Here is a 14569-nt window from a genome sequence, read left to right on the forward strand (position 1 = left end):
GCCATATTGAACTTCAATAGACGCATTTTCAAATAGGAATGCCTGCAAAAATGACCAAATCCAGTGAAATTGACCAGTTCGATCAAAAGATCCTCGACGCGCTGGTCGAAGACGGCCGCATGTCGATCACGGAACTCTCCGAGCGGGTCGGCCTTTCCAAGACTCCATGCCAGGCGCGCCTGAAGAAACTGATTGATTCCGGCTATATCGATGGTTTCAAGGCAATCCTCAATCCGATCAAGCTCGGCCTCGATCACGTCGCCTTTGCCGAAGTGAAGCTGACGGATACGCGTGAAGAGGCTCTCCTCAGCTTCAACAATGCCATCAAGAAAATCAAGGAAATCGAAGAGTGCCACATGATCGCCGGCCGCTTCGACTATCTCCTCAAGGTGCGGACCTCTGATATTCGCCGCTACCGCATCGTTCTCGGTGAAAAGATCTCCAGTCTGCCCTTTGTGGCCAGCACATCGACCAATGTGGTGATGCAGTCAGTCAAGGAAAACTGGTCGTGAATTTGCATTCATTTTCATGCGCTTCGCTGCATATGTGACGAGGCTCCCGTCCGCCAGTTCATCTTGCCGGCTAAACAATGACCTAGATTTCGCCATTCGAATCGGATCATTGCGAGACGCTAAAATAAGTAAGATGGAGTACGCATGGAGACCAATGCCAACGACCGCGATCTTGTCGAGGTCATGAAGCGGTACTTTGCGGTGAAGGCCGAAGTCGAGGATGTCAGAAACCGCCTGGAGGCGGCAAGGCGGGAGAGCGGCGAAGAGATCGGCGCATTCTATAATCCGCGCACCAACCAGAACCACGCTGCCGATATCATCCGTTCCCACGCTCTCAAGCAGGAGATGGCGCGTCTGATGGAGTGGGCCGAGGCCTGGGGGCGGCAGAGCCTAGCGCCAGGCGAGGCCTGACGGTCGAACAAGAACCGCCAGGCCACGATCATGAGATCGGGTCGTTTCAGTTATCCGATTTCAGCTTTCCGGCCGTCGCCAAGGACTTCTTCGAAATCTCGTTGATGACGATTCCCGCCGATTCCGGTGGGCGGACGAGCGTTTCGGTGGCAGCTCTCGTCCCGACCGGACAACGCCGCAAGTGGCCCGACAAAATGTTGGTCGCAAAGAATTCAGGTATTCGCGCAAAGGCAAGCCTAGACGACAATCGATAGAATTCCAGTGTTGGCGATGGCCAAAGGTCTCAAACACACTGGGAGCTCATATTCATGACGATGCCTGAAGACACCAGGTTCAGCCCTATCAATCATTCCCGCGAAACGGACAATCCTTGCGGAGGTTATTGAGATGGCCGAGCAGAATTATGCGCCTCTGTCGCTTGTCGTCAGAATGCCGCTCGCGAGTTCATTCCATGATACTAGCATGCAACTACAGGATTGCAGCGTCGCGTTGACCCTCGATCTTGGCGGCGGCCCCAAAACCGCTGTGAGTGAACCGGAACCGATCGGTACATTCAATGGTTTGCCGGTGATGGCGCAAGTTCGCTTTAGCTATGACTATAACCGCAGCGAGAATGAACTCACCATTCATGGAAATGATGATCGCACGCGCGATCAGCTCCAGATCACGACATTTCTGCACAGCGACGCCAAGCAGCTCTCCAGCGGCACACAGCGACCGGAGTTTCACACGACCCCGAACGATGTCGGCATCAACCATCCCATCACCAACATCTGGGCAGATCATGTCGCGAAAACGCCACTGCTCGATCAGATGCTGCGGGAGACGGCCCATCGCTGCAATGACCTGTTGGTCGATGCCGCTATCGAGTGTGGTGTGGACAGCGTCTCCGAACTCGGGACAGCCCCGATCGTTACTCTCGACAATCTCGCCGACTACGAGCGCATGTATGGCAGGCCGGTCACGACGGAGGCCATCACCGATAAGGTTGCGGAGATTGCCGAGATGCAGGCCATCATATCCTCCACCTACGTCGGTGTCGTCACCTGGCGAGCGCGTCGTAACTTCGCCAACGTCATCGGCAGTACGCGCGACCCAAAGGTGGGGAGGTCCTCGTGGATCCGTTTGTGGAAAGAAAAATGCAACAGGGGAGAAAGACCCGAACGTTGCACATCTCATAATTGGTTCAGCAACCAGCGCCGTGACTGCCACGGTAGTCTTGTTGGCGGGCATGTGATTCCGGGAAGGGAGGCACTAGACGAACCAAATGGTGCAAGGGTTTTCATTTTTCCCATATGCAAGACGCACAATGCCAACGATGGTTGCTACATGCACGCGGTACGCAATACAAAAGGGGTCCAGCTGCGATATGGGCCAATACCGCTGGATGCTTTCCTGGAGGAATCGTCTGACGTGTGACTTTCGCCCGAAAGCAGGCGAAACTTCCATCAGTGAGGCGTCGGCGCATTCTGCAATCCACGCCCCAATCTGAATCATGCTGCTGATATCATTCGTCGCGTGTTCTCATGCAGGAGATGGCGCGCATGATGAATTGGGTCTCGAGGCTGGAGGCGGTAGAATCTCACCCCGTACGTGACCTGGCGGTCGAATGACAACCGCCAGGTCACGAGCTTGAAATCGGGTCGTTTCAGCTATCCGATTTCAGCTTTCCTGCTGTTGCCCAGAACTCCTTCGAAATCTCGGTGATGATGATTTCGACCGATTCCGGCGGGCAAGCGAGTGTTTCGACAGCGGCCTTCGTTGCTTCGCGAACGAAAGCGCGCTTCTGGTCCTGTGTACGGCCAGGATGCATTTCCAAGCGCAGGATGGGCATGGTAACTCCTTGAGAGACTATCGCCTGACATCAGGCGTCCCGGACTATCTTGCAAAACCAACTGGCGATAAATACGCTCCTATTTGCTTCATTCCGAACCTATAGGTATGCAATCATGGACAAGTTGGCAGGGATGGCCATGTTCGTCAGAGTGGTCGAGCAGGGCAGTTTTGCCGCCGCTGCCGACATCAGCCTGGTGTCGTCAGCTATGGTCGCCAAACATATCAGGACGATCGAACAACGGCTCGGCGCACGCCTGCTTCACCGCACCACACGCCGTCATCAACTGACCGAGGTCGGCAAACTTTATTACGAGCGCTGCAAGACGGTACTGGCGGAAGTGGAGCTTGCCGAGCAATCGGCATCCGAACTGCAATCAGCGCCGCGCGGGCGCCTGCGGCTCGTCGCCCCCGTCAGTTTCGGGACGCAAAGCCTCGTGCCGGCGCTCGTCGACTATCTGCATCAGAATCTTGACGTGAGCGTCGACCTGGCGCTCGACAATAATCCGCATGATCTGATCGGCGAAGGCTACGAACTCGGTATCCACATCGGCGATCTGACGGACACCAACCTCGTGGCTCGTCCGCTGAAGCCTTATCGGCGCGTGCTCGCGGCATCGCCGGATTATCTGGACCGCTGTGGCAGGCCGCAGATCCCCGAGGATCTCGTCAATCACATGTGTCTCGGCCATTCCTATTGGCGTCTGCAAGGCCGCTGGCATCTGGTCGGCCCGGAAGGAGAAACCCGCGAGGTCGCCATCAAGGGCAGGTTTACCACCAACCAGGGGGGAGCTCTGCGCGTTGCCGCCCTGCACGGAGCAGGTATCGCGTTGCAGCCGGAACTGCTTTTGGCTGCCGATCTCGATGCCGGCCGGCTTGAGGCGGTATTGCCTCTCTGGTCATACAAGCCGACACCGATGCATCTGGTCTATGCGCCGGATCGGCGCCCGACAGCCATGTTGCGTAGCGCCATCGATTTTCTCGTTGCTCGCTTTGGCTGACATCTCTCCTCTTTCATCGGATGCGAATCCATGATCAAAACTGATCATTGGCTTGGGTGAGGAGAACATGGTCAAGGTCACGTTGAAGGATGTGGCGGCTGCGGCAGGTGTGGGAGCAGCCACCGTCGAGCGTGCGCTCAACGGCCGCGGCAATGTTTTGCCGGAGACGGCGGAAAAGATATTCATCGCGGCCAAGCGGCTCGGCTATCGTACGCCGATTGCCGGAGCAAGGCATGGTCTGGTGCGGATCGAAGTCGTGTTGCTTCGACCTGAGACCTATTTCTACTCGAGGCTCAATCGCGCTTTCGAGCGTATCGCTGCCCTGCTCGACAAAGATATCCAGATCCAGCGGACCTTCGCCAGGGAAGACGATCCCGCCGACTTCTCGCGCCACATCGCCAATCCACAGGCACGGCGCTCCGCCTTGATCGTCGTCGCGCCCGATCACCCCGATGTGGTCGGCAGCGTCCGCAAGGCTGCCAGCGGCGGCACACCTGTCGTCCAGATCATGACGCGGCCAGCGCTGGAACTGCCTTATGTCGGTATCGACAATGAAGCGGCCGGTCGCACTGCTGCCTTCTACATGGCGCGCATGCAGGCGGATATCTCAGGCACGTTCGTCGCGCTCTGCCACAGCGGCGCTTATGAGAACCACAAGGCACGCATCCGCGGCTTTTCCAACTATCTGCGCGATCATGCGAACCCCTTGCATCGTTTCGTCGAAGTCATGTTCGACGAGGACGATGAAATGAAGACGATCGAGCTGCTGACGAGCGCCTTCGCCAGATATCCCGACATTGCCGGCCTCTATAGCGCCGGCGGCGACAATGCAGCGATCGCGACCGTTTTGCGCCGGTATCGTCGGCGGCCGGTCTTCTGGGTTGGACATGAATTGTCCGATGTGACGCGCGCCTATCTCAAAGAAGGCCTGATGACCATCGTTCTTGACCAGGCTCCGGAGGTTCAGGCGCGCCGTGCCATCGATCTGACGCTGAAGCGACTGGGTCTGATCGATACCGATATCGACCCTGAGCCAGTCCGTTTTCTGACGGTTACCGCCGAAAACCTTTGACACAGGTTTGCCACAGCCCCGGATTTCGCGCCCTTCGCAGCCTATTTGCTAACGGAAATCAGCCAGTCGCGAAATATCTCCGCTTCGCTGGAAAGGCGGTCGGCCGACAGCAGCCAGTAGCTTTTGTCGGTATCCAATGACGTGTCGGACAGGGTAACCAATGTGCCATTGGTGAGTTCGTCTGAGATCAAGGCCGTCGGGCAGAGCCCGATGCCCTGCCCGCCGATCACGGATCCGATCATCAATCCGAAATCGGCAAAGATCGGACCGGGTTTCAGAGGCCGGCGGATATTCTCAAGCGCAAACCATTGTGTCCAGGCGGCCGTCGTTTCATCATGCAGGAGGTCGAGATCGAGAAGATCGGCCGGCCTTCTGATCGGTCCGTGACGACGCTCGTACTCCGCAGAGCAGGTTGGCCGCGTTTCGGCGGGCAATAGGGAAACCGCATTGACCGCCGGCCTTGGTCCATGGCGGATCAACAGATCGACGCTTGCCGCCTCCGGCGTCCTCGCATCGAGTGCATAGACGATATTGATCTGAATTTCGGGGTATTGCTTCTTGAACGCCTGCAGCCGCGGTATCAGCCAACGGGTGGCGACGGAAGCAATACACGCCACGCTGACAGGCCGGTTGGTGCCGGCAAGCCGCAACTGCCGGGCGGCGATGTCGATTTGTCCGAGACCGCTTGCAACCACCGCTCCTAATTCGCGACCGGCTATCGTCGCCGTGACACCGCGGGCATGACGCGTAAAGAGCTTGATACCGAGCCATTCCTCCAGCGCACGCACATGCTGGCTCACGCCCGCGGCGGTGAGATTGAGTTCAGCAGCCGCCTTGGCGAAACTCTCATGACGAATGGCGGCCTCGAAGGCTCGAAGGGAGGCAAGCGGGACATGTTGCATGTCCATAAGGCTAAGTAAGACTTAGCCAAAGCGCAAGCCCGATCACCGTTGCGCAGGGGCCTGATATCCTTACAGTGCTGCCATAATGAATGTCTCGGCCCTAAATCGGTGAGGAATGAAAAGTCATCATGAGCAGTAGTTTCGATATGCCCGTTCCCGCTGATGCCGAGGAGCGGCGCGGCAAGCCACCCGTTGTCGTCTATCCGAACGGGACGCTACCGCCGGCCGACATGGATGTGCTGCAAGCGGCAAGGCAAACCATGACGAAAACGGCCGAAATCATCGTGGCCCCGCGCGAAGGCGGTAGTTTTCGCGTGCCGAAGGGACATTTCTTCCGCATTGTCAGCGTGGAGGGATCACAGGTAGGCGATCTCAATCTGTGGAATGCGGCTGATCTCTCGGAGCGATTCTTCAGCGGCAAGACGCGCGCGCTGCACGCAACCCATGTCGGTGTCGGCGATCGGCTGTGGAGCACGTTGCCTTATCTGCGGTCAATGGCAACGATAACCCATGATACGCTCGGCTGGTATGGCTGGGACGCGGATGGGGCCGGCGTTCACGACGTCATCGGTACGCGCTGCGATCCCTACACGAATCGACTCCTGAAGGGCGATGATTATCATCATTGCTGCCATTCGAACCTGTCGCGCGCGCTTGCCAAGGAAATGGATATCTCCGTTCAGGAGGCGGAATTCCATGTTCACGATGTGCTGAACGTCTTCATGTGCACCGGCTTTACCCGCGATACCCACCAATATTTCATGAAGGCAAGCCCGGTGCGGCCGGGCGATTTCATTGAGTTCTTTGCTGAGATCGATCTTCTCGGCGCGCTTTCAGCCTGCCCAGGTGGTGATTGTGGCAGCGAGCACTCGAGCGATACGGTGCCCTGTTATCCGTTGCTGGTCGAAATCTGGCGGCCCGAGCCTGAAAGCCTTGTTGGGCGAATATTCCCGGAACGCAATGCCTATCCGAGGACGCACGGCCTGTAAGCTCGGTCATCGGCGGCTTTCAAAAAAACATTGCCGGCGGTGTTCTCCGCCGGCAATGCAAAAAGCATCCATCAAGCCAAGCGCACGAGGGCGAGGCTCGACTGATTTGTTAGTTACAAACGCGAACGCGCTCGTAATGCCAACCGTCGTCATACTGGTTCTCGACCTGGCGGCTTTCGAACCAGCATCTCGGTGGCGGCGGCGCTACTTCGTACACCGGACCCCTGTTGGCAAGGGCGCCGCCAACGATCAGGCCGCCGAGGAGACCCGCGGCAACACCGCCGGCGATCGCGCCGCCATTGCCATGGTGATGATGGCGACGCCAATCGTCATGGCCACGCCAGTCGCCGCGATAGGGACCGCGGCCGTCGTAATACTGCGCCTGTGCGTTGGTGACTGGCGCCAATGCGCCGCCTACCACTGCAGCGGCCAGCATAACCGTAAGAACCGTCTTCTTTATCATGACTACCTCCAAAGCAGCCTTTGTGCTCAGCGAAATGCGCGAGTCATCTAATCAACGTATTAAGCATGATTATGTTCAGCTGAATATTTTATGAATGCGCCGTTCATCATGCGATAGACGGCAAAATCGCGCGTCTCAATGGCCTCTGATGGGGTGATCTTGTCAATTTGAAGGCACTCGTCGCGTCGCTTCGATCCATTCGCGTGTTCGCGATTCGGGGTCAGGATTACGCGTGATGTCGGTCACGACGGCGGCAATGTCGGCGCCGTGCCCGAATACACCGGCAAGGCGTTCGACGCTCAGGCCGCCGATCGCCACGAGCGGCATATTGCCGATGCGGGCCTTCCACTGGCCGATGCGCTCCAGCCCCTGTGGTGCCCAGGGCATGGCCTTGAGAATGGTCGGATAGATCGGTCCAAGCGCTATGTAATCGGGTTCGGCAGCAAGCGCCGTTGCCAATTCCGCCTGGTCGTGCGTCGACAGCCCAAGCTTCAATCCGGCTGCACGAATAGCAGTGAGGTCGGCGGTAGCGAGATCCTCCTGGCCGAGATGGATGAAATCGCAGCCTTCCTCGATCGCCAGCTGCCAATAGTCATTGACGATCAATTGGCACTCATGCGCGGCGCAAATTGCCTTCGATTCGCGAATTTCCGCTCGGATCTCAGGCGTTGAGCGATCTTTGATACGCAACTGCACCAGTTTGACGCCGAGCGGCACGAGCCGCCTTATCCAAGCGGCGCTATCGATGATCAGATAGAATGGGTCCAACATCATGAGAAAACTGCCTTTCCAATGACGGGTGTCGATGGCACGGCCATGTCGCGCGGTTCCAGCATGCCAGCGCCAAATGCCTGCCTGCCGGCATCAATCGCCCTGGCGAAAGCTTCCGCCATCGCCGCCGGATCGCCGGCGCCGGCAACGGCTGTGTTCAAGAGTACGGCATCGAAACCTAGTTCCATGACGGTGGTCGCGTGCGACGGCCTGCCGATGCCGGCATCCACAATCAGCGGCACCTCGGGAAAATGTGCCCGCATCGAGCGTAGAGCTGAGAGATTGAGCGGTCCCGCTGCCGTTCCGATCGGCGCGCACCAGGGCATCAGCACCTTGCATCCGGCTTCCAGCAGTCGTTCGGCGACGACGAGATCGTCCGTCGTGTAAGGGAAGACCTCGAATCCTTCATCGGTGAGGATTTTTGCTGATTCCACCAGCGCGAAGACATCGGGCTGCAGCGTATCGTGGTTGCCGATCACCTCTAGCTTGATCCAGTTGGTCCGGAAGACTTCGCGCGCCATTTTCGCCGTTAGCACTGCCTCGGAAACGCCGTGGCAGCCGGCGGTATTGGGAAGGACGCGAACGCCGAGCCCGCGAATCATCTCGAAGAATGCCCCGCCATTGCGCCCGCCGGCCGTTTCCCGTCGTAGCGACACGGTCACGATGCCGGTTTGCGAACGCTTGACAGCTTCCGCCAGCACCGCCGGAGAGGGGTAGCGTGCCGTGCCGAGAAGAAGGCGCGATGCGATTTGGGTTCCGTAAAGTTCGAGCATGGGTCAGCCTCCCTGCATTGGCGTGAGGATTTCGATCCGGTCATTATCGGCCAGAGTATGGCCGTTGCGCTCGTCGTTATGGACGAGCTCGCCGTTGACGGCGGTTGCCAGCCACTCACCCTCATATTCGAGCGCGGTGAGAAGCTGCGAAAGCGTGGTTGCTTCGACAATCTGGGCTTCGCCATTGATGATCAGGCGCATTGGCGGCTCCTGGTGTTGTGTCCGGAAAAGATGAGATCGGCGGCTTCTTCGGCCATCGCTGGCGCGAGCAGGAAGCCGTGGCGATAGAGGCCGTTGACGAATACGGTTCTTCCCTCCCGTGTCACGCGGGGAAGATTGTCCGGAAAGGCAGGGCGGATACCGACGCCGGTTTCGGCAACGGCGGCATCGGCAAAGGCCGGATGCACTGAATAGGCTGCGTTCAGCAACTCCATCAGCGAGCGGGCGGTGATCGGCCCTTTGAAGTCGGTCTCGATCATCGTCGCGCCGACCATGAACAGGCCCTTGCCGCGTGGCACGATATAGACGGGAAAGCGTGGATGCAGCAGGCGGACGGGCCGCGAAAGCGAGACCTCCTCGCTCTGCAGGTAAAGCATTTCGCCGCGCACGCCGCGCAGATCCGGGCTGCGGCCGAGGCGGGCGCCGCCCGTGCAGTCAACGACGTCAAAGAATTCGCCGTCGTCCGCCAGCTCGTCGATAAAGATGACGCCTTTCGCAGACAGATCGTCCTTCAGCGATTGCAGAACCTTGCGGGGATCGAGATGCGCCTCCTGCGGAAAGAACAGGCCGTGCCGAAAACGGCCGGCAAGCGACGGCTCAAGGGCGGCGATTTCTCCTTCGTCCACCCAGCGATAGCCAGTCGTGCGGCTGGCGAATCGCTTCAGCTCGTTCTGGTCGCGGTTCGGCGCGACGACGAGGGTTCCGTTGCGGACGACCTTGCCGGGTAGAATCGCCTCCCATCGCTCGGCAGCATCGCGGCCGCGCTCCAGCACGGCTGCATCGGCGCTTTCGCGCTCGCACCATGGCGCGAGCATCCCGCCGGCGAGCCAGGAGGCGGCACGGCCGAAGTTGCGGCTTGGGTCCGAAATTGTGACTTCAGCCCCGTGCCGCATCAGTTCGTGGGCAACCGTGAGGCCGGCAACGCCGGCCCCTTTGACGAGAACGCGCATGTCACTCGGCCGGGTGGGTGGTGGTGTCGACCGGCATATAGAGGTCTCCGCCCTCCCGATATTTGGCTGCCATGGCTTCCAGCCCTTCCTTCTGCGCTTCGGCGCGAATGTCGTGTGAAATCCGCATCGAGCAGAATTTCGGACCGCACATCGAGCAGAAATGCGCCACCTTGTGGGCTTCCTTCGGCAGGGTCTCGTCATGGAAGCTGCGGGCGGTGTCCGGGTCGAGCGACAGGTTGAACTGATCCTCCCAGCGGAACTCGAACCGGGCGCGCGACAGGGCGTCGTCACGCACCTGGGCGGCCGGATGACCCTTGGCGAGATCGGCTGCATGGGCTGCGATCTTGTAGGTGATGACGCCGGTCTTGACGTCGTTGCGGTCGGGCAGGCCGAGATGCTCCTTCGGGGTGACGTAGCAGAGCATCGCCGTGCCGAACCAGCCGATCATGGCGGCACCGATGCCGGAGGTAATGTGGTCGTAGCCCGGTGCGATATCCGTCGTCAGCGGTCCCAGCGTGTAGAAGGGCGCTTCGCCGCAGACGGCGAGCTGCTTGTCCATGTTTTCCTTGATCTTGTGCATCGGCACATGGCCGGGGCCCTCGATCATCACCTGGCAATCTTTTGCCCAGGCGATCTTCGTCAACTCGCCAAGCGTTTCGAGTTCGGCAAATTGCGCGGCGTCGTTGGCGTCGGCGATCGAGCCGGGGCGCAGACCGTCACCGAGCGAGAAGGAGACGTCATAGGCGCGGCAGATATCGCAGATTTCCTCGAAATGCTCGTAAAGGAAGCTCTCGCGATGGTGATGAAGACACCACTTGGCCATGATCGAGCCGCCGCGCGAGACGATGCCGGTGACACGATTGACGGTGAGCGGAATGTAATGCAGCCGCACGCCGGCATGGATGGTGAAATAGTCGACGCCCTGTTCGGCCTGCTCGATCAGCGTGTCGCGATAGACCTCCCAGGTCAGTTCCTCGGCAATGCCGCCGACCTTTTCCAGCGCCTGATAGAGCGGCACCGTACCGATCGGCAGCGGGGAATTGCGGATGATCCATTCGCGGATGTTGTGGATATTGCGGCCGGTCGAGAGATCCATGACGGTGTCGGCACCCCAGCGGGCGGCCCAGACCATCTTCTCGACCTCTTCCGCCATCGAGGAGGTAACGGCGGAATTGCCGATATTGGCGTTGATCTTCACCAGGAAGTTCCGGCCGATGATCATCGGCTCGCTTTCGGGGTGATTGATGTTGGCCGGGATGATCGCACGTCCGGCGGCAACCTCCTGGCGAACGAACTCCGGCGTGACATGGTCGGGAATATGAGCGCCAAAACTCTCGCCGTCGCGAATCAGCGCTTCGGCTTTCGCCTTGCGGCCGAGATTCTCGCGGATGGCGATGAATTCCATCTCGGGCGTGATGATGCCGGCCCGCGCATAGGCGAGCTGTGTGACCGCTTTGCCGTCCTTTGCCCGCAGCGGCTGGAGCTTGGCGGGAAATTCCGGCGTCAGTCGATCGCCAGTCACAAAGCCGTTGTCTTCGGGGCGCACATGGCGGCCCCCATAGGCCTCGACATCACCGCGCGCGAGCACCCAGTCACGGCGAAGCTGCGACAGGCCCTGTTCGATGCGGATATCGGCGCCGTCGATCGTATAGGGACCGGAGGAATCGTAGACAATGACGGGCGGCTCGCCCGATGTCGGATGGACGCTGATTTCGCGCATCGGCACGCGGATGTCTGTGTGAATGTCCCCGGGGACATAGATCTTGCGCGACGCCGGCAGCGGGCCTGTGGTGACGGTCGGGGTGAGATTCTTTGCGGCAATGTTCATGGTTTGAGGCTCCAAGTTGCAGTTGGAGACCCAGTCAATCAGCCGGAATGATGGAAAGACGCCGGCATGGAATCCACGCAGGAATCCGTAGCCTTCGAGCGCTTGCACCGTCCCTACGCCAGTATGAACTGGATCAGGTTCAACGGGTCACTGCGCCCACAATCGGCAAAGCCGCATTGTTCAGCAGTATCTCAGCCCCTTGCCGGGACCCCCCTGGTGAATGTCGAAAAGGCTATGCCTTACTGTTATCCTCTGTCAACCCCACAGCGATGGTCGCATCGTTCGGGAGATTGAGCGCTGCCGCCTCTAGTTGATCACAACCTTTGCGTGCTTTTTAGTAGCGTGGTGCGGTATTGCCGACGAAGCGATGAGGGCCGGTATGGGAAAGCTTGCTGGCGGTATCGAGCCAGATCTTGCCGCCAAGCGCTCGCCAGCGGTGACAGAAGGCAAAATCCTCGCTGAGATAAATTCCCGTTCCTTCCTCGACCATGCATTCGAATAGGGCATATTGCGTGCTCGGCGAACGTTTTGTGCTGGGATAGGCGTGGATTGCGTTGTAGCGCAGTTCGGGATAGGCGGCGATCATTCTCTCGATGACGTTGCGCTTGATTAGAAGCATGCCCGTCCCTGCATAGACGGCGCTGACGAAATCGCCTTCACGCTCGGCAATCTGGCCGACAAGCGGGGTTCCGACATAATGAAGTGCGGCGGCCGCAAGGGTTTCGCCGTTTGGTGAATTGATGCGGGCCGCCGTCTCCCAATCATAATCCTTGATCGGATACATGGCGGCGACGACATCCTTGTCGGCGTCCAGCAGCCTCATGACCTGATCGGGCTCGAAGCTGATGTCGGCGTCGATGAAGAGCATATGGGTTGCTGTCGTGTCGTTCAGGAAGGACGAAACAAGCGTGTTGCGGCTGCGGGTGATCAGGGCGTCATTGCCGAGCAGAGCTAGGGTTAGTTGTATGCCTGCCTGTGCTCCGGTCTGCATCAGGGAAAAAATGGACTGCATATAGTCCTTGGTAACGAGGCCACCGAAGCAAGGGGTCGCTATGAAGATCAGCCGATTCTCATTCATTCGCGATTTTCCCTCTCTGATGGCGCGACTCGGCGGAATCTAGGGAAATTCAATATTTCTGTGTGTACCGAATTATTGAAATTTGTTGCTGATCTTTGCTCAAGCCGACTGGCGGAGGCGTCCTAGCCGTGCCGCCATCGATTGCCCACATCGCGTTGGCCCCAGATATGGTGACGATCCTGCTTGGCGGGGGCTTTCACGAACAGGTGTCTCTTTGCGATCGTTGCGAGGTGCCGCCTTGGCCTGCTGTCGCGAGTTGCATTTAAGCAACAGCGCCCAAGACTAACGTCTCGGCACGTTTCATATAATTGACAAACATACGGGCTGTTTGTAAATCCAATGCAGGACATAAGTTGTCTTACGGTCGAGCAATCGGTCGGATCGGTAGAGGCATTTCAAAACCTTTTACCGCGGGGGTAATCATGAAGGTTCGAGGGGACTCAAGCCAACATCAGGTGCGTATTTGCCGGACTGCCCGGTCGTGTTTTGACCAAACCGATCGCTTGGGTAGTGTTCAAGTTCTGCGCTCGCGGTAAAATAGAAGTGCATATTACAACCAGGAGTTTAATTATGAACATCAAGAGCCTTCTTCTCGGCTCCGCTGCTGCGCTTGCAGCAGTATCCGGTGCTCACGCGGCTGATGCTATCGTAGCAGCTGAGCCGGAGCCGCTGGAATACGTCCGTATCTGCGACGCATACGGTGCTGGCTACTTCTTCATTCCGGGCACGGAAACCTGCCTCAAGATCGGCGGCCGCGTCCGTACCGAAGGCGAGTGGTACGATGCCTACAACCCGAACAGCAAGAACGGTACGCTGTGGCACACCCGTGCAGAGCTGAGCGTCGACACCGCGACCGACACCGAATACGGCCCGCTGAAGACCAACACGGTCATCCGTTGGGACTGGAACGACGGCAACTCCACCTCCACGAAGCTGCTGTTCGCTAACATCAGCCTCGGTGGTTTCCTCGTCGGCAAGGCAGACTCGCAGTATAACTCCTACATCGGTTATGCCGGCGACGTCATCAACGACGACGTGATCTATGACGGCCCGTACGAACTCAACCAGTTGACCTACAACTACGATGCCGGCAACGGCTTCACGGCTGTGATCTCGGTTGAAGACTCGAACTCCAGTGGTTCTGGCGCTTCCTACGGCGCAAGCTGGTGGTCCGACGACAAGGGCAACCACTACGCTCCTGACGTTGTTGCCGGTGCTGGCTTCAAGTCTGGCGCATGGGGCTTCAAGGTTGTCGGCGGTTACGACTCGATCGTCGAAGAAGGCGCTGTCAAGGCCCGCGTCGATGCCGACTTCGGCACGTTCTCGGCCTTCTTGATGGGTGGCTGGAACACCAACGGCGACAAGCTCAACAAGTACGCCGGCACTAACCTCGATCGTTCGGCTTGCCCTGTTAACGATCCGTCGAAGTGCGGCTGGGGTGACTGGGCAGTTTGGGGCGGCGTTGGCGTTCCGATCAACGAAAAGCTGAAGTGGAACCTGCAGCTCGCCTACACCGACTCCAAGATCTTCGCCGCTACGACGAACGTCAAGTGGAACCCGGTTAAGAACCTGCTCATCGAGCCGGAAGTCTCCTACACCAACTTCGATTCTGTGAACCAGGATCAGTGGGCTGGTATCCTGCGCTTCGAACGCGCCTTCTAATATTGAATTATCCGGCTCAATGCCGGGTAAGAGAAGCCTGACGTTCCAATCCGTCAGGCTTCTTTCATCGATCGGTTGACCTCCGATCAAAGCAAAGGATCTGGC

The 14569-nt window shown here is 58.6% G+C and carries 16 protein-coding genes and 1 riboswitch; of the genes, 7 read left to right on the forward strand and 9 right to left on the reverse strand.

All coding sequences use genetic code 11. The features are described 5' to 3' along the window. Positions 1–50: 50 nt before the first annotated feature. From AC13Q5_RS17720 to AC13Q5_RS17730, 3 genes are all read left to right on the forward strand, one after another. Entirely contained in the window at positions 51–512 is a 462-nt protein-coding gene (locus tag AC13Q5_RS17720; RefSeq protein ID WP_015342703.1) for an Lrp/AsnC family transcriptional regulator, read from the forward strand. 144 nt (positions 513–656) lie between these two features. After that, the gene (locus tag AC13Q5_RS17725; protein ID WP_488502601.1) at positions 657–923 is read left to right on the forward strand and encodes a hypothetical protein; all 267 of its coding nucleotides are present in this window, start codon (positions 657–659) and stop codon (positions 921–923) included. A gap of 387 nt (positions 924–1310) precedes the next feature. After that, on the forward strand, positions 1311–2342 hold the full coding sequence (locus tag AC13Q5_RS17730) for a hypothetical protein (protein WP_488502602.1): 1032 nt from the start codon (positions 1311–1313) through the stop codon (positions 2340–2342). A gap of 229 nt (positions 2343–2571) precedes the next feature. On the opposite strand, the gene AC13Q5_RS17735 is transcribed toward AC13Q5_RS17730, so the two are convergent. Then, positions 2572–2757 (reverse strand): 4-oxalocrotonate tautomerase, encoded by a 186-nt coding sequence (locus tag AC13Q5_RS17735; RefSeq protein WP_075854056.1) that lies wholly within the window; start codon positions 2755–2757, stop codon positions 2572–2574. 115 nt (positions 2758–2872) lie between these two features. Here AC13Q5_RS17735 and AC13Q5_RS17740 point away from each other — a divergent pair, with 115 nt between their 5' ends. Both AC13Q5_RS17740 and AC13Q5_RS17745 read left to right on the forward strand, forming a co-directional pair. Continuing rightward, positions 2873–3757 carry a LysR substrate-binding domain-containing protein gene (locus tag AC13Q5_RS17740; protein ID WP_457877609.1) on the forward strand — a complete coding sequence of 295 codons (885 nt, stop codon included), beginning with the start codon at positions 2873–2875 and terminating at the stop codon, positions 3755–3757. 67 nt (positions 3758–3824) lie between these two features. Further along, on the forward strand, positions 3825–4829 hold the full coding sequence (locus AC13Q5_RS17745) for a LacI family DNA-binding transcriptional regulator (RefSeq protein ID WP_488502603.1): 1005 nt from the start codon (positions 3825–3827) through the stop codon (positions 4827–4829). A 41-nt stretch (positions 4830–4870) separates the two neighbouring features. Here the strand turns inward: AC13Q5_RS17745 and AC13Q5_RS17750 are convergent, their stop codons facing one another. After that, on the reverse strand, positions 4871–5731 hold the full coding sequence (locus AC13Q5_RS17750) for a LysR substrate-binding domain-containing protein (protein ID WP_488502604.1): 861 nt from the start codon (positions 5729–5731) through the stop codon (positions 4871–4873). A gap of 128 nt (positions 5732–5859) precedes the next feature. Here AC13Q5_RS17750 and AC13Q5_RS17755 point away from each other — a divergent pair, with 128 nt between their 5' ends. Next, complete coding sequence (locus tag AC13Q5_RS17755; protein ID WP_457877606.1) at positions 5860–6720, forward strand: urea carboxylase-associated family protein; 861 nt, start codon at positions 5860–5862, stop codon at positions 6718–6720. Between the two features lie 109 nt (positions 6721–6829). Here AC13Q5_RS17755 and AC13Q5_RS17760 read toward each other — a convergent pair whose 3' ends face one another. The 7 genes from AC13Q5_RS17760 to AC13Q5_RS17790 form a co-directional block, all read right to left on the reverse strand. Then, positions 6830–7183 (reverse strand): hypothetical protein, encoded by a 354-nt coding sequence (locus AC13Q5_RS17760; protein ID WP_075854060.1) that lies wholly within the window; start codon positions 7181–7183, stop codon positions 6830–6832. 162 nt (positions 7184–7345) lie between these two features. Then, the gene (locus AC13Q5_RS17765; protein ID WP_488502605.1) at positions 7346–7957 is read right to left on the reverse strand and encodes a thiamine phosphate synthase; all 612 of its coding nucleotides are present in this window, start codon (positions 7955–7957) and stop codon (positions 7346–7348) included. Then, positions 7954–8727 carry a thiazole synthase gene (locus AC13Q5_RS17770; protein ID WP_488502606.1) on the reverse strand — a complete coding sequence of 258 codons (774 nt, stop codon included), beginning with the start codon at positions 8725–8727 and terminating at the stop codon, positions 7954–7956. The genes AC13Q5_RS17765 and AC13Q5_RS17770 overlap by 4 nt, the downstream gene beginning before the upstream one ends. Positions 8728–8730: 3 nt before the next feature. Then, a complete protein-coding gene (gene thiS / locus AC13Q5_RS17775; RefSeq protein WP_488502607.1) occupies positions 8731–8928 on the reverse strand; it encodes a sulfur carrier protein ThiS in 198 nt (65 codons plus the stop codon). Then, positions 8919–9896 carry a glycine oxidase ThiO gene (thiO, locus tag AC13Q5_RS17780; RefSeq protein ID WP_488502608.1) on the reverse strand — a complete coding sequence of 326 codons (978 nt, stop codon included), beginning with the start codon at positions 9894–9896 and terminating at the stop codon, positions 8919–8921. The genes thiS and thiO overlap by 10 nt, the downstream gene beginning before the upstream one ends. A gap of 1 nt (position 9897) precedes the next feature. Continuing rightward, positions 9898–11724 carry a phosphomethylpyrimidine synthase ThiC gene (gene thiC, locus AC13Q5_RS17785; protein WP_488502609.1) on the reverse strand — a complete coding sequence of 609 codons (1827 nt, stop codon included), beginning with the start codon at positions 11722–11724 and terminating at the stop codon, positions 9898–9900. A gap of 92 nt (positions 11725–11816) precedes the next feature. Further along, positions 11817–11949, reverse strand: a riboswitch (TPP riboswitch). Positions 11950–12058: 109 nt separating this feature from the next. Further along, positions 12059–12802, reverse strand: a complete 744-nt coding sequence (locus AC13Q5_RS17790; RefSeq protein WP_075854066.1) for a hypothetical protein — start codon at positions 12800–12802, stop codon at positions 12059–12061. Positions 12803–13372: 570 nt separating this feature from the next. On the opposite strand from AC13Q5_RS17790, the gene AC13Q5_RS17795 reads away from it, so the two are divergent. Next, the gene (locus AC13Q5_RS17795) at positions 13373–14464 is read left to right on the forward strand and encodes a porin (protein WP_488502610.1); all 1092 of its coding nucleotides are present in this window, start codon (positions 13373–13375) and stop codon (positions 14462–14464) included. The last annotated feature ends 105 nt before the right edge of the window (positions 14465–14569 follow it).

It is taken from the genome of Martinezella sp. CNPSo 3964, assembly GCF_057784375.1.

Excerpts from the sequence above, each read along its gene's own strand:
- AC13Q5_RS17770 (WP_488502606.1), bottom strand. The coding sequence starts at position 8,727 with ATGCTCGAACTTTACGGAACCCAAATCGCATCGCGCCTTCTTCTCGGC.
- thiS (WP_488502607.1), bottom strand. The coding sequence starts at position 8,928 with ATGCGCCTGATCATCAATGGCGAAGCCCAGATTGTCGAAGCAACCACG.
- AC13Q5_RS17790 (WP_075854066.1), bottom strand. The coding sequence starts at position 12,802 with ATGAATGAGAATCGGCTGATCTTCATAGCGACCCCTTGCTTCGGTGGC.
- thiC (WP_488502609.1), bottom strand. The coding sequence starts at position 11,724 with ATGAACATTGCCGCAAAGAATCTCACCCCGACCGTCACCACAGGCCCG.
- AC13Q5_RS17730 (WP_488502602.1), top strand. The coding sequence starts at position 1,311 with ATGGCCGAGCAGAATTATGCGCCTCTGTCGCTTGTCGTCAGAATGCCG.
- AC13Q5_RS17720 (WP_015342703.1), top strand. The coding sequence starts at position 51 with ATGACCAAATCCAGTGAAATTGACCAGTTCGATCAAAAGATCCTCGAC.
- AC13Q5_RS17760 (WP_075854060.1), bottom strand. The coding sequence starts at position 7,183 with ATGATAAAGAAGACGGTTCTTACGGTTATGCTGGCCGCTGCAGTGGTA.
- AC13Q5_RS17765 (WP_488502605.1), bottom strand. The coding sequence starts at position 7,957 with ATGATGTTGGACCCATTCTATCTGATCATCGATAGCGCCGCTTGGATA.
- AC13Q5_RS17755 (WP_457877606.1), top strand. The coding sequence starts at position 5,860 with ATGAGCAGTAGTTTCGATATGCCCGTTCCCGCTGATGCCGAGGAGCGG.
- AC13Q5_RS17795 (WP_488502610.1), top strand. The coding sequence starts at position 13,373 with ATGAACATCAAGAGCCTTCTTCTCGGCTCCGCTGCTGCGCTTGCAGCA.
- AC13Q5_RS17740 (WP_457877609.1), top strand. The coding sequence starts at position 2,873 with ATGGACAAGTTGGCAGGGATGGCCATGTTCGTCAGAGTGGTCGAGCAG.
- AC13Q5_RS17735 (WP_075854056.1), bottom strand. The coding sequence starts at position 2,757 with ATGCCCATCCTGCGCTTGGAAATGCATCCTGGCCGTACACAGGACCAG.
- AC13Q5_RS17750 (WP_488502604.1), bottom strand. The coding sequence starts at position 5,731 with ATGCAACATGTCCCGCTTGCCTCCCTTCGAGCCTTCGAGGCCGCCATT.
- AC13Q5_RS17725 (WP_488502601.1), top strand. The coding sequence starts at position 657 with ATGGAGACCAATGCCAACGACCGCGATCTTGTCGAGGTCATGAAGCGG.
- AC13Q5_RS17745 (WP_488502603.1), top strand. The coding sequence starts at position 3,825 with ATGGTCAAGGTCACGTTGAAGGATGTGGCGGCTGCGGCAGGTGTGGGA.
- thiO (WP_488502608.1), bottom strand. The coding sequence starts at position 9,896 with ATGCGCGTTCTCGTCAAAGGGGCCGGCGTTGCCGGCCTCACGGTTGCC.